Here is a 25,893-nt window from a genome sequence, read left to right as displayed (position 1 = left end):
ATGAGCCGCCATTCGACACCGTCGAACGACCAGATGCGAACCGCGGAGTCGAGTTACCAGACGAGCGATCGGTCAGCCGACTCAGAGGAGTTCACAACCGGATCGGTGTTCGATCCCGAGTCGTCCGCGGTGACCAACGGTTGGCGTCACGGCGACGCAGACGATCCGGAGGACGAGTCCAACGCCACCATATCCACACTTCGGTTCGTCTATCGATACAGCACTGCACTCGTTCCGGCCAGCGTAATCTGGGTACTCCTCTCGATTCCGCTCGTGACGGCCGGTCCTGCCAGTGTGGGGCTCTACGCGACGGTCATCTCTCTCAGGGAGACCGGACGGGTCGACAGTAAGTACGTGGTCGATACGGTTCGTTCGAACCTTGTGCCAGCATCGCTCTTCGGATTCGTGCCGATAGCATTCGTCGGTATCGCGGCGTTATACGTGCTGAGTGGTCTCTCGACGGGTATCGCCGGGATGGCACTAACTGCAGGCTCGCTATACGCTGGACTCTATCTCGGTGTCCTCCTGATGCCGACGTTCGTCATGATGGCCACCGGCCAACAGCCAAAATCCGCACTCAGAGACGCCTACCTGTGGGTCGCCGGCGAACCGACGGTTGGCCTCCAGTTGTTACTCGTGACAGTGATCGTGTTCCTCGCGACGCTCGGACTCACCATCGGGTTCGTGCTCCTGTTCGGCGCGGTTGCAGCAGCCTACCACATCGAACTCGTCTCGCGAGCAACGCGCGACGACGACACACCACTGAGCGGTACCGAGATGTATCGGACTGTAAACAAATAGCGTTCTTTCTCTCTGCTTCACGACGACGATGTGGACGAAAACTACATATGGTATCTCAAGAAAAACCACACAAACTGACCGTATCAATGAACGAAAGACAGCAAACAGTCGATACTGAGTCGACGTCCGTCTCGTTAGACGGACCGTGGCAGCTCCGTAGCGACCCCGACGGCGTCGGAATCGACGACGGATGGGCCGAGCCGGCGGCGGACTGGGACGACGATGAGACGCGTACCGTCACCGTGCCACACGCGTGGCAAGAGGTTGATGGACTCGAAGACTTCTGTGGTGCGGTCTGGTACCGTCGGACGGTCACCATCGACGAACTGTCCCCCGACCGTGACGCCCTCCTGAGATTCGGTGCAGTCGACTACGAGGCGACGGTCTGGGTCAACGGACACCGCTGTGGCGAACACCAAGGTGGCTATCTCCCCTTCGAGGTCGACGTGGGTGACGCACTCGAACCCGGACAGAACGTCGTCAGTATCAGGGTCGAGGACCCGGAGAATATCGACGAGATCCCCCACGGTAAACAGGGCGACCCGTGGTACACCCGAGTCAGCGGCATCTGGCAATCTGTCTCGCTCGACCTCCGCCCACCCACGCGGGTTTCAGACGTTCGGGCCACACCGGACCTAGACGCCGATTCGGTGACGTTCCAGCTCGAAGCTGTCGGGCTATCGGCCGACGAGACGAACTACGTGGCCAAGGTCCGGGTGCTGCAGGACGACGATGTCATCGAAGCATCCGAACACGTTTCGGTCACCCCAGACGCCGAATCTGAAACGGGCAGTGCTTCTGTCACAGTCACACTCGACGAACCAGAGTACTGGCATCCATCTGACCCAGTCCTCTACGATTTCGAGGTCGACCTCGTAGCTGATTCCGGCGTGTGTCACACCTTCAGCGACTACTTCGGGATGCGATCGGTGTCGTTCGAAGGGAGACAGCTCTACCTCAACGGAGACCCGCTGTTCATCCGTGGGGCACTCGACCAGGGATACTATCCCGAGACCCTCTATCGCCCCTTCGAAGCGGGCCTCTTCGAGCGAGAGATCGAGTTGGCGAAGGAACTCGGGTTCAATCTGTTGCGGAAACACATCAAGCCAGCCCACCCGGACTTCGTCGAGGCGGCTGACCGACTCGGGATCCTCGTGTGGGAGGAAACGGCGAATCCCGCCCGCTACACCGAACGGTCGAAGCGTGAAGTCCGCGAGCAGGTTGAGGGACTCATCAACCGTGACTTCAACCGCCCCTCCGTCATCATCTGGAGCCTCTACAACGAAGAGTGGGGTATCGGTCACCATCAGGACGAGACCTACGTCTGGGACGACCCCGAGAAACAGGAGACACTCGGCCAACTGTACGAAGCGGCCGCCGGCTGGGATCCGACGAGACTCGTCTGTGACAACTCGGGGTGGGCCCACGTCGCGACGGACATCAATGATTACCATCAGTACTTCGCAAGTCCGGACCGTGCACAAGAATGGGCGGCGAACCTCGATGAGATCATCGCGAATCCGGGCGACAACTACGCCGCCGAGTGGACGGACCCGGAGGAGACACCCATCGTTATGTCCGAATTCGGGACGTGGGGGCTCTGTGATACGGACCGTTTGGAGGCGTTCTACGACGGACCGCCGCCGTGGTTCTACCACTCGTTCCTCATACCCGACGAGCATCGTGGCGAGGAACTCGACTCGCACCATCTCCATCTGGAATCGGGCGTCCGCCGGTCCCCAGCAGGGTTCAAGGAGCGGTATACCCAGACATCGTTGCCGGAGATGGTCGGTGATATCGGAGCCCTCGCTGAGTCCTGGCAGTGGCGTCAGTTCGTCTCCCTCAAAGATCAGATCGAGGAGATGCGGACGCGTAACGAACTCGCTGGATACGTTATCACGGAGTGGACGGACCTCGAGTGGGAGTTCAACGGTATCCTCGATTACCTCCGTGAAAAGAAGGTCTTCCACAACGAGTTCGCTGATGTGAACGATGCCTTCGCGGTTGTTGTCGAACCCGAAAACCACGTCTGCTGGGCCGGAGAGTCGGTCCCACTGAGTATCTCGGTCATCAACGACACCGGTGTCGATGGTGAGGCGACGGTAGAGTGGACGGTCCACGACGATGGCGAAGTCCTCAACGAGGGCGGACGGGAGGTTCACGTCACCGAGTTCAGTTCGACTGCTATCGACCGACCAGCACTCACGTTCGAAGCGGGTGAGGAACCGCGGACGGTCACCATTGAGGTGTCTGTCGAAGGACCAGCGGGAACGGCGACGAACTCCGAACCGCTCGTCGTCGTGCCGGCCCGACACGCGGTCTCGACGGACATCCACCTGTTCGTGACCGACGACATACTCGCGGAGAGACTTCGGGGTGCCAGGTATCGCGTCGTCGACAGGGTGGCTGACGCCGACCTCATCGTTGGGAGTGGAACAACCCATCCCGTAGACGAGGGTATCGCTGACGGTACCCCAGCACTATTCCTCCCTGGTCCTGACGAGTTCAGTCCGGAGACATCGCTATTCGACTACCGTGAGCTCACACCGGGCGAAAACTGGAACCTCGCTACGTCCACGTACGCACAGGCGAGCCCGATACTCGCTGATATCGCGGCCGACGATCGCCTCGGTTGGGGTTTCGAAGGCATGTATCCTAATGCGGTCGTGACGGACCTCGACGCCGAAACCGACGACGTTCACGTCGGGTACGTCGAGGGCTGGATAGCGAATTGGGGGAGCCCTCTGGTGGTTCGAGATGTCGGAGCCGGAACTGTCTGTTCCTGTACCTTCCGGATAGGTCACCAGTACGGCGACCACCCGACAGCGACGCTCCTGCTCGACAGACTCATTACAACGCTCGCAACAGGATCCCCTCGAACCGGCGACTAGTACTCGATAGATCAGGACACATATCTAACAATGACGCAAATAACGGATTACCAACTATACGAAGTACCGCCACGGTGGCTGTTCTTACGAATCGAGACGAGTGACGGTACGGTCGGCTGGGGCGAACCCGTCGTCGAGGGACGTGCCAGCACGGTCAAAGCGGCAGTCACCGAACTAATGGACAACTACTTGCTGGGACAGGACCCCCAACCGGTAGAAGACCACTGGCAGACGATGTATCGAGGTGGCTTCTACCGAGGTGGGCCAATCCTGATGTCTGCTATCGCTGGCATCGACCAGGCACTCTGGGACATCCGCGGAAAGTTACTCGGAGAACCGGTGTACGAGCTACTGGGTGGCCCGGTCAGAGACCGGATGGAGGTGTACCATTGGATCGGAGGCGACCGACCCGCAGAAGTCGGTGAAAACGCAGCCGAGACGGTCGAATCAGGATTCTTGGCGTTGAAAATGAACGCCACATCTGAGTTCCGTCGCATCGAGTCGCCAGCAGCCGTGTCCGAAGCGGCCGACAGACTGCGTGAGGTCCGAGACGTCGTCGGCCCAGAGGTGAACGTCGGTATCGATTTCCACGGCCGCATCTCGAAGTCCATGGCAAAGCGCCTCGTGTCGGCTCTGGAACCCTACGACCCGATGTTTTTCGAGGAGCCGGTGTTGTCGGAACACAACGACGCGCTCCCAGGCATAGCCAAACACACATCTGTCCCGATTGCCACCGGCGAGCGGATGTACTCTCGTTGGGATTTCAAGCAAATCTTGGCGGACGGGAGTGTGGATATCATCCAACCGGACCTCTCACACGCCGGTGGAATCACCGAGGTGAAAAAGATCGCCGATATGGCTGCTGCGTACGACGTCGCGATGGCACCACATTGCCCACTCGGGCCGATTGCACTCGCATCGTGTCTCCAGGTTGATGCCGTCTCGCCCAACGCAACGATTCAGGAACAGAGTATCGGCATCCACTACAACGAGGGGACAGACGAACTCGCCTATCTCGAAGATCCATCGGTGTTCGAATACAGTGACGGCTACGTCGACCTACCCGATGGACCAGGACTCGGTATCGACATTGATCACGAAGTCGTCAAGGCCTGTGCAGAGGACGTCAACTGGCACAACCCAGTTTGGCGACACCCGGATAATAGCGTTGCCGAGTGGTGACACTATCGCTGACACAGTTCCCCCCGATCAAGACTGCGGTACACAACAACAATAACAAGACACATGACAGGACGCGAACGCTGGACTGAAGCACAAGCATGGGACTGGTATGGAGAACAGGACTGGTTCGTCGGGTGCAACTATCTCCCGTCGACTGCGGTGAACCCCACCGAGATGTGGCAATCGAGGTCTTTCGACCCAGAGACCATCGACCGAGAGCTTGGCTGGGCGGCCGAGTGGGGGATGAATACTGTACGAGTCTTCCTCCAATATCTCGTATGGAAAGACGATCCAGAGGGACTCCGTGACCGTCTCGAACAGTTCCTCTCCATCGCGGACGAACATGAGCTAACGGTGATGCCCGTGTTCTTCGACGACGTGAAGTTCTCCGGCAAGGAGCCGTATCTCGGCCCGCAGAGAGAGCCGTTGCACAATACCCACAACAGCCAGTGGACACCCAGCCCCGGCCACGAACTCGTCGTCGATCGATCTACCTGGTCCGAACTTGCGACATACGTCCGTGACATCATCTCATGTTTCAACGATGACGAGCGGATCTGTATCTGGGACGTGTACAACGAACCTGGAAACAGCGATATCGACGAGGCGTCCAATCCGCTGCTCCGGAAATCGTTCACATGGGCCCGCGAGGCAGACCCTTTACAGCCGATTACGGCGGGCGTGAACTGGGATCCGAACCGGGAGGACCAGAACCGTATCGGCTCGGTTGAGGCGGATGTGGTTTCGTTCCACGACTACAGCGAACTCTCGTTCACGAAAGAACGGGTTGACGACCTCCAAGAGTGGGATCGCCCGCTGCTCTGTACGGAGTGGCTTGCCCGGACCCGCGACAACGAGGTCGAGACGCACCTCCCATACTTTCGGAAGCAGGGTATCGGTTGCTACACCTGGGGGTTCGTGAACGGGAAAATCCAAACACATCTGCCGTGGAGCACCGCCCAGACATCGATCGCGGAGGCCATCGACGGCGAGGAGACGGACACGTGGTTCCACGACCTCGTATACGACGACGGTACCCCTTATCGTGAACGGGAGTACGAACTGTTCCAGAAGTTCGTCGTTCGAAACGACGGGAGACAGGACGACACGTGACATCCTCCCCGTCGTGAACGGCGGGGCTTCCCGTCCCGCAGGTGGGATATTTGCCGGTCTACGACACGACTTGTTCTCTCGTCCGAAACGTCCCGCTCTCGCGGTCGAATAGATCTCCGAATGAGGGTTTCAACAGAGCCACTCGAAGTCATCGACAACGGGCCCGTAATCCCGGAGACGGTTCAGGATCTCTTTGTTCGTCGCGAGTACGACTAGCTCGTCCATCTCGACGTATTCGGTTCTGTATCGTGATCTGGTTTACTCAAACGCCCGGGGGAGAGTTCACCATCGATACGAACAGCATGGATAGAATTGCAGTTCAAGTCAACACATCCATAGGTGTGAAAGAACATTCTACGTGTATATTACCAGAGAGTAGTAATGGTATTCGAAAATATAAATATAGATATGGCAAATATGAGATTTAAGACCCTAATTTATATACAGACATTGGTAAATCGGGGGATAGATTCGATAGACTATTGCATATGGGAATACTGTCTCTGAACAATTTACGTATTGGAGTCTCCTGATAGGGTTTGTCCTACTGTCTGGCCAAGCAGTGACGATTCATTAATCACTGATCAACGAAACCACAGAATTATACCACTGGACATACTTGGCTACCAATGTACTAATCAGTACATCCAAGTGCATGATTACACAATATATAAGACAAGCTACTGGCGGCAGGGACTTCGAATTCAGCGAGGCGCGTACGATAGCCCAACTGGTCCTCGAGGAAGCAAGCGACGCACAGATTGGTGCGTTGCTCGCTGCCCTCCGTACAAACGGTGTGACGACGGCCGAGATCTCAGGATTCGCAAAGGGAATGCGCGATACCATGGAGACAATCGACCCAGACCGCTCTCCTGTCGTCGACATCTGTGGCACCGGTGGTGACGAGTACAGTACCATCAACGTTTCCACGACCAGTGCGATTGTGGCAGCAGGGGCGGGAGCGACCGTCGCCAAGCACGGGAACTATTCAGTCTCGTCTTCCTCAGGGAGTGCTGACGTGCTGGATGTTGCAGGTGTCGATATCGCGGCTGACCCACAGGTTGTCGAAGCAGCTATCGAATCACAGGGGATCGGGTTCATGCTGGCACCGGTGTTCAATCCGGCGATGGAGGCGGTCATCGGCCCACGCAAGGAGATCGGAATACGGACGATCTTCAACATCCTTGGCCCGCTCACCAACCCTGCAGGAGCTGATGCCCAGGTTCTCGGCGTCTACGATCCGGAGTTAGTCCCCACGATGGCCGAAGCGCTGGCCGAGCTAGAGGTGGACCGTGCACTGGTGGTGCACGGCTCGGGCCTCGACGAGATCGCCGTCCACGACGAGACTGTCGTCGCTGAGGTCACCGACGAGTCCGTGGAAGAATACAGACTCACTCCCGAGGATCTGGGCCTGGAAACACACGAAATCGAATCCGTTGCCGGTGGTACGCCCGAAGAAAACGCGACTGATCTTCGGGAAATCCTCACGGGCTCGGTTACTGGCGCGAAGCGGGATATTATCCTTGCAAACGCGGGTGCCGCGGTGTACCTCGCTGGTATCGCGGAGACGATAGAAGAAGGCGTCCAGTGTGCCCGCGATGCGATCGATTCAGGCGATGCTGCTGCCAAACTCGACGACCTTCGTGAGTATTGACGGCGATCAGTAAACAGCAATACTGAGCTTTCAGAAGTAGACCCTAATGACGCAAATGAGCAACGAAGCAGACCGTACACGAGTGATGGGAATCTTGAACGTCACCCCGGATTCGTTTTCCGACGGCGGACAGTATCTGGCGGTCGAGGACGCCGTCAGACGCGCTCGGGAGATCAACGAAGCTGGTGCGGATATTCTCGATGTCGGTGGAGAGAGTACCAGACCAGGGGCCGATCCAGTTCAGAGCGGGGAAGAGTTGGAACGGGTCATCCCTGTCATCGAACAGCTAGCTGCGGACTCGGAGATTGATACGCTCATCTCGGTCGATACGTACAAACCCGGTGTTGCAGAGGCAGCCCTGGACGCTGGGGCCGACATCATCAACGATCAGAACGGACTTGCCGATCCCGAAATGCGCTCGGTAGTCGCGACTCGCCAGTGCAGTGTCGTGGCCATGGACGCGCTCAATCTCCCGGTCGACCCGGGGTATTCTCCGGAAACCGGTGACATAGTCACTGAAACCCGAGGTCGGCTAACCGAGATAGTCGAACGTGCCCTTGCCGATGGGATTTCACCAGATCAGCTCATCTTAGACCCCGGGATCGGTTTTGCCACAGGAGATGGGGGCGATATAGAACTGATCGCTCGGACCGATGAAATCGCAGTCCTCGGATTTCCCGTTCTCGTTGGTGCGTCGCGTAAGTCGTTCACCAGCGAACTCGTGGAACTGCCTCCACAGGATCGACTCGCACCGAGCCTCGCCGCCCATCTCGTCGCTGCCAGAAACGGAGCTGACATCGTCCGTGTCCACGATGTCGCTGAAACCGTGCATGCACTCCGCACGGCAGAAGCCCTGTGGGACTGTCGCAGCACCCGATAGAATCACTCTATCGCTGTGGCAGAGTGATGACCCGCGACTACCCGGTCTGTATCTCCGGGACGGGAGTTTCGTGTCGGTGGTTTCCACAACACATCGCGACTCCTCCCGTTGATGGTCGTATACAGCAAGAAGTGGCACTGACTGGCCCGCCTGCGAACGCTATAGCCACTCCAGACAGACAGGCTCCGATACCGAGAATCGTTCACCGGACTCTGTCAGCTCGCCACTGGCAATATCGATATCGAAGACGACGACCTCGTCCGTATCTCGGTTCTCGACGTAGAGCTGTTCCCCGGTTGGGCCGATACTGAAGTGACGGGGCCACCGGCCTCCGGTGGCTGTCTCACCGATGCGGTGGAGTTCGTTCCCATCGATAGCGAAGGCCACGATCGTATCTCGGCCCCGGTTCGAGGCGAACAGGTATCGGCCCGATGGATGCACGTCGATCTCGGCTGTCTTGTTGCTCCCCTCGAACTCGGGAGAGAGTGTGGCGACGTTCGATTGCGTATTCAGGCCGCCATCGTGAGTGCGTTCGAAGACGGTGACCGTCGAGTCCAGTTCGTTGATGACGTAGACGTACTGCCCTTCCGGGCCGAAAGCCAGATGACGTGGCCCAGCTCCCGGTGCAGTCCCCACTTTCCGGTGCAGGATAATATCCTCCGCAGAGGGGCGGATCTCGTAGATCACGATTTGGTCGGTACCGAGGTCCGGAACGTAGAGGTATTCGTTGTCCGGGCCAGGGTTGACCGAGTGAGGATGTGGACCTGTTTGTCGCTCTGGGTCGGTTCCAGAGCCGCTGTGTTCTCTCACAGCGGTCGGTCCCCCTACTGCACCGTCAGATTCGATCGGGAGCATCGACACGGCACCGCCCGCATAGTGGGCGACGAAGAGGAACTGTCCTGTCGCGTCGACACTGCAGTGGCACGGACTAAGCGCCCCGCTTTCGATGCAATTGACGAGGGTCAGCTCGCCAGTGTTCTCGTCGACTTCGAAGGCTTTGATCTCCCCCTCTGGCTCGGATCTCACTGCAACATAGATGTAGTCTCCATTCGGGTGCGCTGTAACGAATGTCGGGTCCGGGCCAGCGACGATAGAGTCGAGGTGCTCTATCGTGCCGGTCTCGCCGTCGACCGAGATGGTATGGAGTCCTGCTTCGGTTGCCTCGCTGTACGTTCCGATAACTGCCTTATTGGGTCGTGTTTTCATTTTTGTTTTCGTCCGTTCGTTCTCGTGTGAGGGGCGTCTGCGACGATAGACTGCTGTTCACTTGTTGGGAGATTCGTCCCACGATTCACCGTTGTCCTGGGGCCGATAACCGAGCTGTTCACGGGCGTTCTGGATAGAGAACCACCGGCGGTCGTTGTCGCTGACACCGTTGAATATCCCGTAGGTCACCCCGGAGTCCTGTAGACAACAGTCGATCAAGTGAGCGAAATCTCGCCGAGAGTGCCACGTCGCTTTCGTCCGGTTTACAGACTGTTGATACGCCGCATCGTTCCGGCTGATCTCACCCTGTTCGACGCGCTGCTCGGCAGGCCCGTAGGGGCTGTCGTAGGGAGCTGACTGAACCGTACAGATCCGTAGCGCGTAGAACTGCTGGGGCCACTCTTTGGCCTCGACGTAGTACCGGCCGATGTCTTCGCCGAAGGATTTCGTCGCCCCGTACAGCGAATCCGGACGCACTGGATCGGTATCGTCGAGCAATAGTGGGTGGTCCCACTGATAGATCTCGGGTGCTAGCTCGGCTTCGTACAACCCCTGGACATGATTGGTGGATCCGAAGACGAAGGATTCGACTTCTGCGTCCCGCGCGGCCTCCAGGACGTTGTACATCCCGAGAATGTTCGGTTCGAAGACGTCCGACCAGTCGCCGTCGGTGTAGGGGTACGCTGCGAGGTGAACCACGGCATCCTGGCCATCGAACGCGGGACGGATTGCCTCGTAGTCGGATACATCGGCTACGTAGGTGTCGAACGAACCGTAGCGATGGTCTTCGGGCCGGTCAGAGCGGTTCAGGTAGGTGAATTCGTACTCCGGATTCTCATCCAGGTGGTCGATGAGGGCAGTCCCACACCGACCGTAGGATCCGGTGACGAGAACGTTCATGGGGCAAATCTCGGTTGAGTCATCAAATAATCTTGCGATATATTCGCACAGCGTTTCTGTACTGCTATGCTTGCGGTTACAGCGACTGGCGGACTTCCGGTATCACCCTCGTCGGGAACACGCGAGCAGGCCGTTGAGGTACGCGATGGCGTGGGCACGGGAGCGATGGCCCCACTCGGTGTCGTCGACAATTTCCGGTACGTGGTCCGGGACCATGACCCCGTTGAACCCGACATCCTGCAACGCCTCGATCGCGTCCAGCGCATCGAAGTTGCTCTGCTCGTCGTCGACGAAGGTCTCGGTGAAACTGGGCCACGTGCCGATGACGTCACGGAAGTGGACGAAGACGATGTCGTCGCTGGAGCCGAAGTGCTCGATCACCTCGGTGACGTCCGTATCGGGCATCTCCGAGAAACACCCGAGACAGAGTTTGAGTCCGTGATTGTCGCTTGGCACGAGTTCCATCGCGCGCTGGAACGCCTCGAAGCTCCGGAAGAGACGGGGAATCCCACCGAGTTGCTCGACCGTCGGTGGGTCTGCAGGGTGGAGCGCCATCTGGACGCCTGCTTCCTCTGCGACGGGCAGGACCTCCTCGAGGAACCGTTCGTAATTGTCCCAGAGTTCCGACTCCTCGTACTCGCGTTCGACACCAGGAGCCTGCTCGTACGGATCGGAGATATCCTCGATGTCGAAGCCCCTCCCTCGCGCACCGCCACGCAGACGGACGGTCTGTGAGGTGCGCATCGGGACGACGCCGCGCGGATTCCACTGGTAGCCAAGAATCGGGATGTCCGCCTGTCCGATGTTCCGGATGAGTTCTTTGATGGTCTCAAGTTGCTGTTCCTGCCCGTCTTTGCCGAGCATGATCTTCCCGTAGACGTTGTAACTCAGCGACTGAATCCCCATCAGACGGAGCCCCGCGTCCTCGGCGCGTCGGCGTGCTTGCACCAGTTCAGAGACGGACGGGACGACACCCTCGTCGATGGTGAGCGTCTCTTTGTCGTTGCTTCCCTCGTCTTCGAAGACGTCGCCACGCGGGTCGCGATGGTCCAGGAAGATGTCTTCGACGCCGATCTGACGGCAGAACTCTAGTCGTTCGTCTGCGAGGGTCCGCGTTCGGAGTCCACTGCGCAACGGGAGTGATTCCACGTCGGGTTTCGTATCTCGTGTCATGTGATAACGTATGTTGTCTTCTGTGTTAGCTCTTTGTCCGGGGACTGCTCACTAGATCAGCCGTGCGATATCGTCGTCCAGCTGATTGTAGAGCTCTTCAGCCTGCTGTGCTTCCGACGACGACAAGGGGCGGATCGGTTCACGCACGTCCCCACCGTGCATTCCGGCGAGGTCGATGCCCTTCTTGACCGCCGGGACACTGATGGCGCCTGCGATGGAGTTGTTCTGGCCGGTCTGGTCACGGAAGTTCTGGTATGGCAGACAGATGTCCCGGAGCGTCCGGGCGCGTTCCCAGTCCTCGTCAGAGAGCGCCTCAAACAGTGCGAGGCCGACTTCCGGTCGGAAGTTGCTCACGCCAGCCGAGAACCCCTCCGCACCTTCGGCCCAGAACGAGACTGCGTACGGTTCTGCCAAGCCGTTGACCCAGACGACGTCGTCGTCGCCCCTACTCGCAGCAGCACCGAGCTTGATCGGATCTTTCAGGGCGTACTTGATGCCTGCGACAGCGTCGATTCTGGATAGCTCCGCGAGGTAGTCGACAGACGGATCGAAGCCACGGACGTACGGTACGAGGGGGGTCTCGGTCGCATCTGCCAGTTCGTGGTAGTAGTCCAGCAATCCACGTTCGTGCAGGTACGTGTGATCGGGCGGCATGATCATCATCGCATCGACGCCGAGACGATCGTAGGCCTGAATCAGGTCACGTGCTGCCGACGTACTCCCTCCGACACCAGCAAGGACACAGGCATCAGAGGGGAGTCCTTGCACACTCGCTTCCGTGACGTCCACGCGTTCCTCCTGTGACAGGGAGTGGTACTCGCTGATGTTTGCAGCGGCGAGGAACGTCCGGATTCCCTGTTTGTAGTGGGACTGTGCGTTCTTCTCGATCTTCCAGTGTTCGATTTGCCCGTCGTCGTCGAAAGGAGTCAAGAGACCGACCGCCACACCTCTAAGATGGTCTCTGACCTCGTCCATACCGAGTGGCATTACGTAGACACACTAACTTCTAGTATAAAAAACTGTCTATAATTTCGGTGCCGATCGTCGACGACACAGGCGAGTCGGCCGCAGGACGGATCGAGTTACCGGTCGAACCGCTCGGCAGACTGGCGAGAGAGTCAGTAACTCCGATAGACGGTCTTCGTCGAGGTGAAGAAATCGAGGCCAGCGTCACCCTGCTCCCGGTACGTGTTCGTCGAGGAGTCTTTGTACCCACCGAAGGGGACGTGCAACTCCAGGCCAGTCGTCTTCTGGTTCACCTTCGCGACGCCGGACTCGATACGATCGACGAACCTGTCGCCCTCGGAGAGGCGATCGGTCACGATGCTCGCCGAGAGTCCGTAGTCGGTCTCGTTCGCTAGCGCAAGTGCATCCTCGAATCCAGTGGCCTCGATGACAGACAGCACTGGGCCGAAGATCTCCTCCTGTGCGATGCGCATGTTGTTGTCCACGTCTGAGAACACGGTCGGCGCGACGTAGAATCCGTTCTCGTACTCTCCGTCGGTCAACCGGGCACCGCCAGTTTCGAGGGTCGCACCTTCCGCTTTCCCGATGTCGACGTACTCGAGGGTGGATTCGAGTTCGCTACTCGAGACGTGGGGCCCCATATCTGGGTCGTCCAGGCCTGGACCGATGTCGACCGATTGAGCACGTTCGACTATCTTCTCGACGAACGCCTTGTAGACATCCTCGTGGACGATAGCCCGGGACGCGGCAGTGCATGACTGGCCGGTGGTCCCGAAGGCCCCGTTGGCGACGATCTCGGCCGCTTCGTCGAGGTCCGCGCTCGGCATCACGACGGTCGGGTTCTTGCCGCCCATCTCACACTGAACGCGCTTCCCTTCCGCGGCGGCAGTCTCCGCGATATGGGTTCCGACAGCTGTGCTTCCAGTGAACGAGACACCGTCGATATCGTCGTGCTCGACCAGTGGCGTCCCGACCTCGGATCCCGAACCTGTGACCATGTTCGCGACCCCGTCCGGGAGTCCGGCCGCGTCGAGGCACTCGAAGATGATGCGTGTCGGGCCAGGCGAAGCAGTTGCAGGCTTGATGACGACCGCGTTCCCGGCCGCGAGGGCCGGAGCAAGTTTCCAGGCCGGGATCGCGATGGGGTAGTTCCACGGCGTGATGAGTCCGACGGTCCCCAGCGGTTCGACCTTGGTGTAGAGGTCCGTGTCGCGGCTGCTGGACGCTTTGTACGTCCCGCCGAGATCCAGTGCTTTCTGCCCGAAGTAGGCGAAGATATCGATCGCTCGCTGGACTTCGCCGGCCGCTTCGGACCACGCTTTGCCCTCCTCTCTCACCAGCGTCTCGATGGCTTCCTCTTTCCTATCGGCCAGCAGTTCGCCCGTTTCTTTGAGTACCGTTCCCCGTTCGGGGCCCGGCATGGACGCCCACGTGTGCTGTGCGTCGTCGGCGACCTCGATTGCGTCGATAGCGTCTGTCTCGCTCGATTCCTGATACGTCCCGACGACTTCGTCGGAGTGTGCTGGATCGATGACGTCGAAGGTCTCGCCAGCGTCGGCAGTGACCCATTCACCGCCTACGTAGTTCTCGTAACTCTCGGACATCGGGCGTAGATATCAGATACCCACATACAAATGTTTTGGTGAGCGGGCCAGAACGTCAGTGGGGCGGCCCTGTGATTACGAGTACATCGAGTTGACCTCGATGACGTTGGCTGCCTGCGCGATCTTCTCCGAGAGGTCGTCCTGGATCCGCTCTTCGGACATCCGTTGAGAGGGTGCCGAGATACTGAGCGCGCCGAAGACACCTCCATCGGGATCTGACACTGCCATCCCGATACAGCGAACGCCCGGGATGTTCTCCTCGTCGTCGATGGAGTATCCACGTTCGCGCGTCTCGTCCAGTTCCGCTATGAGTTCCTCCAGCTCGGTGAGAGTATGTTCGGTCCGTGCTGTGAGATCGTGCTGTTCGAGTACCTGTTCCGCATCTTCGCGGGGTAATTCGGACAGTATCGCCTTCCCCAGAGACGTCGAGTGCATCGGCATCCGCTTGCCCACTTTCGATGCCGTCTCGACCGCGGAGTCACCCTTCGATTTAGCGAGATAGACTACCCTGCCGTTTTCCTCTGCACCGAAGTGAACGACTTCACCCGTCTCCTCCGCGAGCGTCCGAACTTGCTCCCGCACGATTTCGCGTTTCGCGATCCGCTCTTTAATTGACTCCGCGATGTCGACGAAGCGCAGACTGAGATAGTACGAATGGCCGTCTTTCACCACCAGCCCCTCGTCTTCGAGCGTAGCGAGATGACCGTGGACAGCACTCTTCGAGAAATCCATCGCCTCGGAGATCTCCGTGATACCGGCCTCCCCACGTTCCTGGAGAATGTCGATGATCCGGCAGGTCTTGCGGACCGCCTCTATTTTCCGCGGCGTGTTTGTTGGCATGGCTCAAACAACGGTGCGGCGTCACTTAGGTCTTGTTCTCTCCTATCGAATCCTGGGCCTCAGATCGTCTCTGTGCCATATATTGGACGTAGGGATTATTCTGTCCTGAGTGGTTGTGGAATCATCCTAGGGTAGACAGCCCGGTCGATGGGAAGCAAACAATCGGAGTCAAGCCAGTACATTCACTGTAAATAATACGCGTACGCCTGTTATTTTAGTGGTCTAGATTCGATTTCGACGGGAGGGTCACGATATTCCCGAGCGAGATGAATATTCGCTGCTCACGGCTACTCGCGGACGCGTTGTTCACCAAGTAAGAAACGGCCGTATCATGTCTTCAAAGTCCGATATTCTAGCGATTATGGTGATCGTTTTGGAACTGTAGGATCGCTGTGGAACCGATGATCAGCGATTGGATAACGTATGTACGGGTGTTATTCAAAAGCGGATTTCGCCTCCGCACTGCGGCAGTGCCCCACTGAGACAGATGACTCGCGTCGTAGTTCGTTCCTCGAGAACACAGGGGGCATACTCCTCTCTCATCCACGCGCGCATCGCGAATCAAAGCTAGCGACTGTCGACAGACGGGCTAGTCTCGTCCGCACCACCACACCGTATAACACGATATTCCGCCGGTACGAACCCCTCTGTGTCCTGATTCGCTGAGAGCGAATCGGGTGGGCTACCGCCCATCCACCCCGTCACGGGGCAAATTGTCGTTAGATATTTATATCTGAATGGGCCATCTGGATACATGGGCTTCGTTGATGACAGTTACCTCCTCGAGTCGGAGGCGGCTGTCGAACTCTACGACAGCATCCGAGATCTCCCGATAGTCGACCCGCACAGTCATGCCGACCTGACCGAAATCGTCGCGAACGACGGGTGGGACGATATCTGGGAGGTAGAGGGGGCGACAGACCATTACGTGTGGTCGGTGATGCGCAAGCGTGGCGTCCCCGAACGCAAGATCACCGGTGATGCTTCGAACAAGGAGAAGTGGATGGCACTGGCAGCGGTCTTCCCCGAACTCGCGGGAAGCCCGACCTACGAGTGGATCCACCTCGACCTGCGACGGCAGTTTGGTATCGAGAAACCGGTCTCCGCGGAGACTGCCAAAGAGATCTGGGAAGAGACTCAGGAACAGCTATCGTCTCCTGACATGCAACCCCAGCAACTGCTCGAGTCGATGGACGTCGAAATCCTCTGTACGACAGACGATCCCACGTCCTCGCTCTCCGAGCACGAGCGTGCAGCCGACGACATCGAAGGGCTCGACGTGCGACCGACGTGGCGTCTCGACCGAGCGTTTCACGTCGACAGTGGGTCGTGGAGCGAGTTCGTCGAGGAACTGGAGTCGGTTACCGGAATCCAGACGGATACTCTATCTGGGTTCCTAGACGCGATGTCACAGACACACGACTACTTCGCCGAACACGGCTGTCGGGCGAGCGACCTCAGTCTGACCGAACCGGTCTCCAGACCGGTCAGCCGAGAGCGTGCTCGGTCCCTGTACAGACAGGCCAGGGACGGCCAGAATCTCTCGGAAACAGGGGTTCGAGATCTGCAGGCGTTCATTCTCGAAGAAGTGGGGAAGCTGAACGCAGAGAAGGACTGGGTCACACAGCTCCATATCGGCCCGGTTCGTGACTACCGCGACTCGCTCCACGAGACCGTCGGTACCGACGCGGGAGGTGACGTCTCGACACAGTCGATCGAACTGACTGATAACCTCCGGCACTTCCTGAACACGTTCGACGACGAGACCGAGATCGTCCTCTATACCGTCGATCCGACGCACTACCCGTCTCTCACGACGCTATCGCGGGCGTTCCCGAACGTCAGCGTGGGTCCTGCGTGGTGGTTCAACGACAGTCCGTTCGGAATGGACGAGCAGTTACGGCAGGTCGGCAGCGTCGACTTGCTCGCGAACCACGCCGGGATGGTGAGTGATTCTCGGAAGCTGATGTCCTTCGGCTCTCGGTTCGAGATGTTCCGCCGTGTTCTCTCGAACGTACTCGGAGAGATGGTGGAACGCGGGCAGATGCCGATGGCACACGCTGACCAACTGGCGACGCACCTGGCCTACCAGCGGCCGAAGTCGCTGTACGGTTACACAGAACATACATAACTCTCCACTACGACCCATACTGTAGACGATAATGACTGTCCCAAACAGCTTCGACATCGACGGCAAAGTCTGCGTGATAACCGGCGGATCGGGAGTCCTCGGCTCCGAAATGGCGAAAGCGATCGGTGAGAACGGTGGGAAGGTCGCGCTCCTCGCCCGTGGCGAGGAAGAACTCGAGGAGAAACGCGTCGAACTCTCCGAACAGGGGATCGACGTCATCACGATCCCCGCGTCAGTGCTCGATCGTGCCGAACTCGATGCGGCCGCCGAGACGGTCGTCGACGAATACGGCCGTATCGACGTGCTCGTCAACGCCGCCGGCGGTAATCACCCCGATGCAACGACCGGATCGGACACGTCTTTCTTCGATCTGCCGAAAGAGGGCCTCGAACGTGTCGTGAACGTCAATTTCGTGGGAACGGTGCTCGCCTCGCAGGCCTTCGGCAAGTACATGGCCGATCAGGGGGAGGGGGCGATTCTGAACGTGTCCTCGATGAACGCGTTCACACCGTTGACCAAGATTCCGGGGTACTCGGGTGCGAAGGCCGCCGTCTCGAACTTCACGGAATGGCTGGCTGTCCACATGGCACAGGAGTACTCCCCCGACATTCGCGTGAACGCAGTTGCGCCTGGGTTCTTCCTCACCGAACAGAACCGCTACCTGCTGATCGACGAGGAAACCGGTGAGTACACTGACCGCGGCCAGTCCATCATCGACAACACCCCGCAGGGCAGATTCGGTGATCCGGAGGACCTCTCGACGACCGTCCTCTGGCTGATTTCGCCCGGTGCCGAGTTCGTCACCGGGACCGTGATTCCTATCGACGGCGGCTTCTCCGCATTCAGTGGTGTCTGAGACAATCGGTTTCCCGCTAATAATCGGTCTCGCCGGATAGCACGACTGTCTCCATAGTCCAACAGCGCAGCTCGGTTCGAATCGAATAACTGGCTGGTCTCTTCTCTGTGGATAGCGAGTCTTAGACGCTCGTCCTGCTGTCCAATTGCGCTCCCGAATGTGGTGATATACCACATATACCAAAAACTATTAATATTATTGTCTCTGTAGAATCCATCGCAGCATGTCAGACAACAGTGGCGTACATAGACGGCAGTTTATCCGCGCAGTTGGGGCAACTGGAATCGCTGCATCGCTGGCGGGTTGTTCCGGCGATGGCGGGTCGTCGGGTTCCGCCAGCGGTGGCGGCGGGAGTTCCGGTGGATCGACCACGCTGAAGATGAATCTGCTCTCCCGAACCCCGAAACAGGCCATCGAGCAGTTCGAACCCGCACTGCACGAAGCGGGACTCTCTGAAGACATCAGCATCGACCTCAGCACGAAGTCACCGGGCACGCTCGAGTCACAGTATCGGCAGTGGCTCAACGCAGGCCGGAGCAGTCCTGACATCCTGACGATGGACGTCGGCTGGTCGATTCCGTTCATCCGGCGCGGTCAGTTGCTGAATCTCAGTGAGGCCCTTCCCGACGAGGACATCCAGACGCTCGAAAACGAGTACAACCCCGAGAGCGTCGATTCGAGTCGTGGCCGCAACGGGAGCATCTTCGGTGTCCCGCTCATCATGGACGTTCGCGGGACGTGGTATCGCCGTGATCTCGCAGAGAAGGCAGGCTACGATCCAGCGGGTGAGAGTTGGGGCACGGAACCGAAGTCCTGGGAGGAGTTCTCCCAGGTGGTCGCGGATATACAGGACCAACAGGGGCTCCAGTATGGGCTCACGATGCCGTTCGAGTTGTCACAGACGATCACCTGCTGTACGTTCAACTCCATCATGTCCCAATGGGGTGGCGCGTACTTCGGCGGTCGAGAGAACCTCTTCGGGCCTGTCGGGGACCGGCCGATTACGGTCGACGACGAGCAAGTTCTCGAGTCACTCCAGATGCTCCGTACGTTCATGTGGGGCCAGGAGGACCAGCACTCGCTCGACAACGACTCGTTCGTCGGCGGAATCGTCCCCTCCGACGTACTCGGATGGCGGTACACAAAAGATCTCGACGCGTTCCTCAACGGGAACGCGTTCGCGTATTCGGTCGGAACGGCTGGCTTCGCCGCGCTCGCTGCCTCGGAAGACAACTTCGGCGAGGCAGTGAACGAGAAACTCGGCCTCATGCCGAAGCCGTACGGAATCCAGGAGTCCGAGTCGAAATACGAGAACGTCGGCGGGACGACGTCGCCACTGGCAGGGTACAACCTCTCGGTCAATCCCAACTCCAGCAAGCAGGAAGCGGCGCTGGAAGTGCTTCAGACGGTTATGAAAGACGACTTCCTCGCCCAGTGGTTCAATCTCTCTGGTTTCCTGCCACCGAAGCTGGAACTACTCCAGTCCGAGGACGTCACGAACCACCCCCTGTTCGGCCAGTACATGGACACGTTCTCGGTGATGGCCGAGAACGCCATGCCACGCCCCGTGACGCCGATCTACTTCCAGGAGTCGGAGGTCATCTCCCAGGAGGTCCACAACGTGGTCTCCCAGAGTAAATCGCCCGAGAAGGGGATGGCCGACGCCAAGCAGAAGTTACAGAACATCGAGGAAAGCTATGGCCAGCAGTAACCGAACCGCTGAACAACAGGCGTCGATCGTTCCGAACAGTCTCCGACAGAGCGGCGCCTACGTGAACGACTGGGTCGAGAACCTCTCGGAGACCAAGTTCGCGTATCTCGTGCTCGCACCGACTCTGGTGATATTCTCGCTTATCGCGCTGTGGCCGATCCTCTTTACCCTCCGAACGTCGCTCTTCGCAGATAGCTTCAGTCAGTTCACCGGCGGGTTCGTCGGCTTGCAGAACTACATCGAAATCGTGACTGGCCAGCGTGGCGCGATACTCATTCGTCCGTTTATCGACCTCAGTAATCCGTTCCGGAGCATTCTGCCGACGACGATGATCTACACGGCCGCCAGCGTCATCTTGATCACACTACTCGGCTTCGTGCAGGCGCTCGTCCTCAACAAGACGTTCCGAGGACGCTCGATCGTCCGGACAGCAGTGCTGATTCCGTGGGCTGTTCCGATCGTCATTCAGGGGATGATCTTCTACCTCATGTTCATTCCTGGCGGGCTGGGAACGCGAGTGCTCCACGATATCGGACTCGTCGGAGCACGACCGCTCAGCAACAGCGCCACGACCGTCGGGATCGTCACGCTCGCAGCGGTCTGGAAACGCTCTGCGTACGTCGCGCTGATCGTCCTCGCAGGGCTCCAGGGGATCGACGAACAGCTCTACGATGTCGCGAAGGTGGCTGGCGCCTCACGCTGGCAGCAGTTCCGCATGATCACGCTGCCGCAGGCGATCCCGACGCTCATGATCGCGATGTTGCTGACCTCGATCGCGTCGATGCGCGTCTACGGACAGATCGACGCGATATCCAACTGCAGTACGATGCCGTCGATCACCTGTGCAGTCGTCGGAACGTTCAACGGGAGCCTCTACGGAACAGCATCGGCGCTCGCGTTCCTCACGGCCTTGCTGATCGGCGCAGTCTCGATGGTGTACCTCCTCGTGCTTAGCCGGTCGCGGGCGGGAGGGATCTGAGATGGCGACCGACACCTCACTATCTGACCGGCTGTTCGCGCTCGGGCTCGACGACGATTCCAGCCCGCTGTTCCGGTACACGTTCTACGGCACGACACTGCTCATCTTGCTCATCTCGCTGTTCCCGTTCTACTACCTCCTGATGTTGGCACTCTCGAAGCCAGGCGACACGACGCAGGCCGGTCTGCTGCCGGCAGGGTTCGACCCGACGTCGTTCCTGGGGGCGTTTCAGGCCGTCCCGTTCCATCTCTATATGCGCAATAGCCTGATCATCGCCACGGGCGTGACGGCGTTCGTGTTGGTATTCGCGAGCCTCGCTGGCTACACGTTCGGCCGGATGGAGTTCCGTGGGAAGCGGCCACTCTTCCTCCTGCTCATCTCCATCTCGTACTTCCCCGGCGCGACGTTCATCGTCGGGCTGTTCAAGCTTCTGACCGGGAACGTGACCGTGTTGGGCGTCAGCAGTCCGAACCTGTTCAACTCGCCAGCAGCAGTCGGACTGCCACTCACGGCGCTTGCACTCCCGTTCGCTATTCTCCTCTTGACCACGTTCTACGGGCAGATCCCCGACGGACTCGAAGATGCCGCCCGCGTCACCGGCTCTACTCGGATCGGCGCACTCTACCGCATCATCGCGCCACTCTCCGCTCCCGGGCTCGTCACCGCAGGCATTCTCACCTTCATCACCGCCTACAACGAGTTCTTCTTCTCCCAGCTGATGACGACCGGGTCTCCCCAGAACTGGTCGCCCATCGTCTGGGGGCTGTTGCGCTACCAGACCGAACTCTCTGTCAGATACGACCTGATGGCGGCTGCGAGTCTCATCGGCGTCGTGCCCGTCGCGCTCATCGTCCTGCTCGCACAGCGAAAGATCGTGAGCGGACTCACCTCGGGCTCTATCAAGGGATAGTCTCACCAGAGGACTGCAACCACCACCCAACCGAACAATGACACACCTCAAACTAGACGGAGTAACGAAGCGGTACAGCGACGTCGTCGCGGTCGACGACATGAATCTCGACATCGAAGACGGGGAGTTCATCTCCCTCATCGGCCCCTCGGGCTGTGGGAAGTCGACGACACTTGAGACAGTAGCCGGACTAACCAAGCCGACAGACGGTCTCATCGAGATTGCCGGGACGGACGTCACGAACAAGCCACCGAAGGACCGGGACATCGCGATGGTGTTCCAGAACATCGCGCTGTTCCCGCACATGACCGTCCGGGAGAACATGACCTTCGGCCTCCGGCTGAAGAACTACCGGGAGCCGGAGATCGACAAGCGAGTCGACCAGGCTGCCGATATCCTCCAGATAAACGGGATGCTCGATCGGATGCCGGACGAACTCTCGGGCGGGCAGCGACAGCGGGTCGCTATCGGCAGAGCGATCGTCATGGACCCCGAGGTGTTCCTGATGGACGAGCCGCTGGCGAATCTCGACGCGAAGCTGCGAGTGCACATGCGGACCGAACTCCAGCGCCTCCAGCAGGAACTGGACGTGACCACGGTCTACGTCACGCACGACCAGGCCGAGGCGATGACGATGTCCGACCGTATCGCCATCATCAACGACGGCCACCTCCAGCAGTTCGCGCCGCCTCTGGAGTGTTACAACGAACCAGCGAACCTGTTCGTCGCAGGCTTCGTCGGGTCGCCAAGCATGCGATTCGTCGGGGGTCGGATCGAGGATGGCTCCTTCCATGCACCCGACCTGAGCATCGATCTCGATGTCCCCTCTGCTGTCGAGGTTAGCGAGGGCGACGACGTCGTTCTCGGTGTCCGACCCGAGGACGTCTATCTCGACGCTCACCGCACGACAGCGACCGCGACGGACGTAGTGACGCTGGAAGTTGACGTGGTCCAGCCGATGGGCGACGAGCTCGTCGTCTATCTGCGTCCTGAAGGAACCGACGTCGCCTTCGAGGCTAATCTGGACGACGGAGAGGAGGCCGACACACAGACTGGCCAGCTACTGATGACCGTCGAACCGACTGTCGATATCGCACCTGGTGAGACGGTCGACATCGCACTGGACCGCGCACAGGTCCACCTCTTCGACGGGGCGACCGGCGACGCGGTCGTCCACGGACTCGAACCACGCGTCGAACCGGTCTCAAACTAAGGTCGAACACCCCGGTATCGGCCTCGATGGGCCCGGACTGGAGGATCTGCAACGAACCAGCGACCGCAAGACACCGCCAAACGGTGACTCGTCCCCAAACGTTTATATGCAGATGTACCATCATCTATAATCGATGCAATTGTTAGCCTATCCGCGAGAGACAGCCTCGCTCGACGGGACCTGGCAGGCGATTCCAGACCAGTACGAGATGTTCCGTGACTACTTCGACGACTTCATCGAGGACGACGAGGACGAAGTCGCGGCACTACCCGACGACGACGGCCAGCCAGCACTGAGCTTCGAGTCGATATACGAGCCGAGTGCCTCGGGCAACGACGACATCACCGATTTCAACATCTACGATGGCTATTCCGTGGACGTCCCGTCGAGCTGGGGCGAGGAGCTGCCCGAGTTCCGTCACTTCGAAGGCTGGGTGTGGTTCGCTCGAACGTTCGACCGCGCCGATATCGACGAACAGGATCGGACGTTCCTCCGTTTCGGGGCGGTCAACTACAAGGCCGAAGTCTGGCTCAACGGCGAACGCCTCGGCGAGCACGAGGGCGGCTACACACCGTTCAGCTTCGAAGTCACCGACCACCTTCAGGACGGTGAGAACGTGGTCGTGCTCCGGATGGACAACAAGCGCTACGAGGACGGAATCCCCAACGAGAGCACCGACTGGTACAACTTCGGTGGGGTCAATCGCTCGGTCGATCTCGTTTCCGTCCAGGAGACATTCCTGCGGAACTTCAAGGTCGAGACAGCAGTCGGGGACGATGTCGTCGACGTTCGGGTCGACGCCTGGCTCGACGGGCCCGATGTGAGCGAAGCGGGCGCGGTCGCGCTCCCAGAACTGGACGTCGATCAATCACTCACTCCCGACGGTGATGGACGACTCAGTACGGAGTTCTCTCTCGAACGGGACGCACTGACGCTGTGGAGTCCCGACGATCCGCGCCTGTACGAGATCGAACTCACCTACGGCGATGACACGGTCACTGACCGCGTCGGTCTCCGTGACGTAGAGGTCCAGGGCAGTGACGTGCTGATCAACGGCGAGAAGGAGGTCCTACGCGGCATCGCTCTACACGAAGAGGTCGCCGGGAAGGGACGCGCACTCGACACCGAAGACGTCCAGACCCGCTTCCAGTGGATCAACGAACTGGGCTGTAACTTCGCACGGCTCGCCCACTATCCACACACAGAAGAGATGGCCCGCACGGCAGACGAGGAAGGGATTCTCCTCTGGGAGGAGGTTCCTGCATACTGGGACATCAACTTCGGTGACGAGGAGATCCAGGAGCTCTATCGGCAGCAACTGCGCGAACTGATCCAGCGTGACTGGAACCGCGCGTCGGTCGTGCTCTGGTCGATTGCGAACGAGACCGACCACAACGACGAGACCCGCAACGAGGTACTTCCCGAGATGGCCGAGTACGTTCGGGGCCTCGACGACACGCGACTCGTGACTGCAGCCTGTTTCGTCGACGAGACCGACGACGGACTCGAAATTCGGGACCCACTCGAGGACCACCTGGACGTCGTCGGCATCAACGAGTACTTCGGCTGGTACTACGGCGACGCCGACGATATGCAGCAGTTCCAGGACGACCCCGACGGGACGCCGGTCGTTATCTCCGAAACCGGCGGTGGCGCCAAGTGGGGCAATCACGGTACCGAAGCGGACCGCTGGACCGAGGAGTACCAGGCGGCGATCTATCGCGGCCAGACGCAAGCGATCATGCAGAACGAGCAGATCGCTGGCCTGTCACCGTGGATTCTCTTCGATTTCCGGGCACCGATGCGTCAGAACGAGTACCAGCGAGGGTACAACCGGAAAGGCGTCGTCGACCAACACGGGCGGAAAAAGAAGGCCTTCCACGTCCTCCGGGACTTCTACCAGTCGCTCCAGGCCGAGTGAATCGGTCCGGTACCCCCGTCTCACTGTTGTACTGACCGCCTACAGATCCGCGTTCCGAATGGGTGGTGATGCAAGGACTCTGACGGAGCAGGTGGCTCAGACACCGAATCTGATCTCTATCTCGTCGGGGCCTGTGATGGAGATCCCGTCGTCGGTCTCGGTGACGGCGTATTGGCTGCTCGCAGTACGTTCCTGGACGGCGGAGAGTGTCTCCGTATCGGGAACGACTACTTCGAACCAGGATAGCCCTCTGCCGGCGACTGGCCTGGAGCGACGGTTCCACGTGTTCGCAGCGATATGATGGTGGTATCCACCAGCAGCGACGAAGCGTGCAGCTGGCAGCACCACCTGTCTCTCGAACCCGATGAGGTCCTCGTAGAACGCGCTGAACGCATCCAGCGAGGATACTTCGAGGTGAACGTGGCCCAGGTCCGTTCCGGCGGGAAGGTCTTCGCCGCCCGCCCCAGCCGCCGCAATCGGCTCGGTTGAAAGTTGGTGAGTGCCCATCTGAATCTGGCCGTCGTCGTCCCGAGGCCACTCCGCACGCGGGTAGTCCCGATAGATTTCGATTCCATTCCCCTCCGGGTCGTTGATGTAGAGCGCCTCACTGACGCCGTGGTCGGACGCACCCCCGAGATGCCAGTGTTCCTGAATCCGATCGTACGCGTCCCCCAGTGCTTGACGTGTTGGGACTCTGAACGCGTTATGAAAGAGACCAGCACCCGATCGGTGCAGTGTGCGGGCTGCAGATCCCCTTTCGAGGACCAGCAACGGTGTCTCCTCGACACCCAGCACGGCTGTCGTGTCGGTGCGGCTGAGTACAGCGAGACCAACGATGTCACGGTAGAAGTCGACCATCGCCGTCAGATCCGAGACCGTGAGTGCAGTCCGGCCGATGCGACTCTCTGGGGGGAGTACAGCTCTATCTGATAGCATAGCAGTCTGGAATGCTGTGTTAGAAA

20 protein-coding genes are annotated in these 25,893 nt (G+C 59.2%); 13 read left to right on the top strand and 7 right to left on the bottom strand.

Features of this window, described 5'->3' with window-relative positions; all coding sequences use genetic code 11:
* From Hhyl2_RS19680 to folP, 6 genes are all read left to right on the top strand, one after another.
* Entirely contained in the window at positions 1-801 is an 801-nt protein-coding gene (locus tag Hhyl2_RS19680) for a hypothetical protein (RefSeq protein ID WP_483552507.1), read from the top strand.
* Positions 802-887: 86 nt separating this feature from the next.
* Positions 888-3,692, top strand: coding sequence for a glycoside hydrolase family 2 protein (locus Hhyl2_RS19675; protein WP_483552506.1), 2,805 nt, complete (start codon positions 888-890; stop codon positions 3,690-3,692).
* Positions 3,693-3,722: 30 nt separating this feature from the next.
* Positions 3,723-4,874, top strand: a complete 1,152-nt coding sequence (gene dgoD, locus Hhyl2_RS19670) for a galactonate dehydratase (RefSeq protein WP_483552505.1) — start codon at positions 3,723-3,725, stop codon at positions 4,872-4,874.
* A 63-nt stretch (positions 4,875-4,937) separates the two neighbouring features.
* Positions 4,938-5,987: a cellulase family glycosylhydrolase gene (locus Hhyl2_RS19665; protein WP_483552504.1), complete on the top strand. Its 1,050-nt coding sequence runs from the start codon at positions 4,938-4,940 to the stop codon at positions 5,985-5,987.
* A 655-nt stretch (positions 5,988-6,642) separates the two neighbouring features.
* Entirely contained in the window at positions 6,643-7,641 is a 999-nt protein-coding gene (gene trpD / locus Hhyl2_RS19660; protein WP_483552503.1) for an anthranilate phosphoribosyltransferase, read from the top strand.
* An 85-nt stretch (positions 7,642-7,726) separates the two neighbouring features.
* Positions 7,727-8,521, top strand: a complete 795-nt coding sequence (folP, locus tag Hhyl2_RS19655; RefSeq protein ID WP_483552502.1) for a dihydropteroate synthase — start codon at positions 7,727-7,729, stop codon at positions 8,519-8,521.
* 159 nt (positions 8,522-8,680) lie between these two features.
* Here folP and Hhyl2_RS19650 read toward each other — a convergent pair whose 3' ends face one another.
* The 6 genes from Hhyl2_RS19650 to Hhyl2_RS19625 form a co-directional block, all read right to left on the bottom strand.
* The gene (locus tag Hhyl2_RS19650; RefSeq protein ID WP_483552501.1) at positions 8,681-9,727 is read right to left on the bottom strand and encodes a lactonase family protein; all 1,047 of its coding nucleotides are present in this window, start codon (positions 9,725-9,727) and stop codon (positions 8,681-8,683) included.
* 57 nt (positions 9,728-9,784) lie between these two features.
* Positions 9,785-10,627 carry an NAD-dependent epimerase/dehydratase family protein gene (locus Hhyl2_RS19645; protein ID WP_483552500.1) on the bottom strand — a complete coding sequence of 281 codons (843 nt, stop codon included), beginning with the start codon at positions 10,625-10,627 and terminating at the stop codon, positions 9,785-9,787.
* 102 nt (positions 10,628-10,729) lie between these two features.
* Positions 10,730-11,800, bottom strand: a complete 1,071-nt coding sequence (locus Hhyl2_RS19640) for a mannonate dehydratase (protein ID WP_483552499.1) — start codon at positions 11,798-11,800, stop codon at positions 10,730-10,732.
* 51 nt (positions 11,801-11,851) lie between these two features.
* The gene (locus Hhyl2_RS19635; protein WP_483552498.1) at positions 11,852-12,787 is read right to left on the bottom strand and encodes a dihydrodipicolinate synthase family protein; all 936 of its coding nucleotides are present in this window, start codon (positions 12,785-12,787) and stop codon (positions 11,852-11,854) included.
* Positions 12,788-12,918: 131 nt separating this feature from the next.
* On the bottom strand, positions 12,919-14,370 hold the full coding sequence (gene xacF / locus Hhyl2_RS19630; RefSeq protein WP_483552497.1) for a 2,5-dioxovalerate dehydrogenase: 1,452 nt from the start codon (positions 14,368-14,370) through the stop codon (positions 12,919-12,921).
* Positions 14,371-14,445: 75 nt separating this feature from the next.
* A complete protein-coding gene (locus Hhyl2_RS19625; protein WP_483552496.1) occupies positions 14,446-15,210 on the bottom strand; it encodes an IclR family transcriptional regulator in 765 nt (254 codons plus the stop codon).
* A gap of 754 nt (positions 15,211-15,964) precedes the next feature.
* Between Hhyl2_RS19625 and uxaC the strand changes: the two genes are divergently transcribed.
* The 7 genes from uxaC to Hhyl2_RS19590 all read left to right on the top strand — a co-directional run bounded on the left by uxaC (position 15,965) and on the right by Hhyl2_RS19590 (position 24,931).
* Complete coding sequence (gene uxaC, locus Hhyl2_RS19620) at positions 15,965-17,341, top strand: glucuronate isomerase (protein WP_483552495.1); 1,377 nt, start codon at positions 15,965-15,967, stop codon at positions 17,339-17,341.
* Positions 17,342-17,372: 31 nt separating this feature from the next.
* Positions 17,373-18,197, top strand: a complete 825-nt coding sequence (locus Hhyl2_RS19615) for an SDR family oxidoreductase (protein ID WP_483552494.1) — start codon at positions 17,373-17,375, stop codon at positions 18,195-18,197.
* 379 nt (positions 18,198-18,576) lie between these two features.
* The gene (locus Hhyl2_RS19610; RefSeq protein WP_483552493.1) at positions 18,577-19,908 is read left to right on the top strand and encodes an extracellular solute-binding protein; all 1,332 of its coding nucleotides are present in this window, start codon (positions 18,577-18,579) and stop codon (positions 19,906-19,908) included.
* Positions 19,895-20,887, top strand: coding sequence for a carbohydrate ABC transporter permease (locus Hhyl2_RS19605; RefSeq protein WP_483552492.1), 993 nt, complete (start codon positions 19,895-19,897; stop codon positions 20,885-20,887). The genes Hhyl2_RS19610 and Hhyl2_RS19605 overlap by 14 nt, the downstream gene beginning before the upstream one ends.
* A 1-nt stretch (position 20,888) precedes the next feature.
* Positions 20,889-21,797, top strand: coding sequence for a carbohydrate ABC transporter permease (locus tag Hhyl2_RS19600; protein ID WP_483552491.1), 909 nt, complete (start codon positions 20,889-20,891; stop codon positions 21,795-21,797).
* A gap of 37 nt (positions 21,798-21,834) precedes the next feature.
* Complete coding sequence (locus tag Hhyl2_RS19595; RefSeq protein WP_483552490.1) at positions 21,835-23,010, top strand: ABC transporter ATP-binding protein; 1,176 nt, start codon at positions 21,835-21,837, stop codon at positions 23,008-23,010.
* A 133-nt stretch (positions 23,011-23,143) separates the two neighbouring features.
* Positions 23,144-24,931 carry a glycoside hydrolase family 2 protein gene (locus tag Hhyl2_RS19590; protein WP_483552489.1) on the top strand — a complete coding sequence of 596 codons (1,788 nt, stop codon included), beginning with the start codon at positions 23,144-23,146 and terminating at the stop codon, positions 24,929-24,931.
* Positions 24,932-25,027: 96 nt separating this feature from the next.
* On the opposite strand, the gene Hhyl2_RS19585 is transcribed toward Hhyl2_RS19590, so the two are convergent.
* A complete protein-coding gene (locus Hhyl2_RS19585; protein WP_483552488.1) occupies positions 25,028-25,867 on the bottom strand; it encodes a VOC family protein in 840 nt (279 codons plus the stop codon).
* Positions 25,868-25,893: the final 26 nt, after the last annotated feature.

Source organism: Haloarcula sp. H-hyl2 (assembly GCF_056934385.1).
The sequence above is the reverse complement of the archived record's forward strand: the minus strand, read 5'-3'. Positions and strand labels throughout refer to the sequence as shown.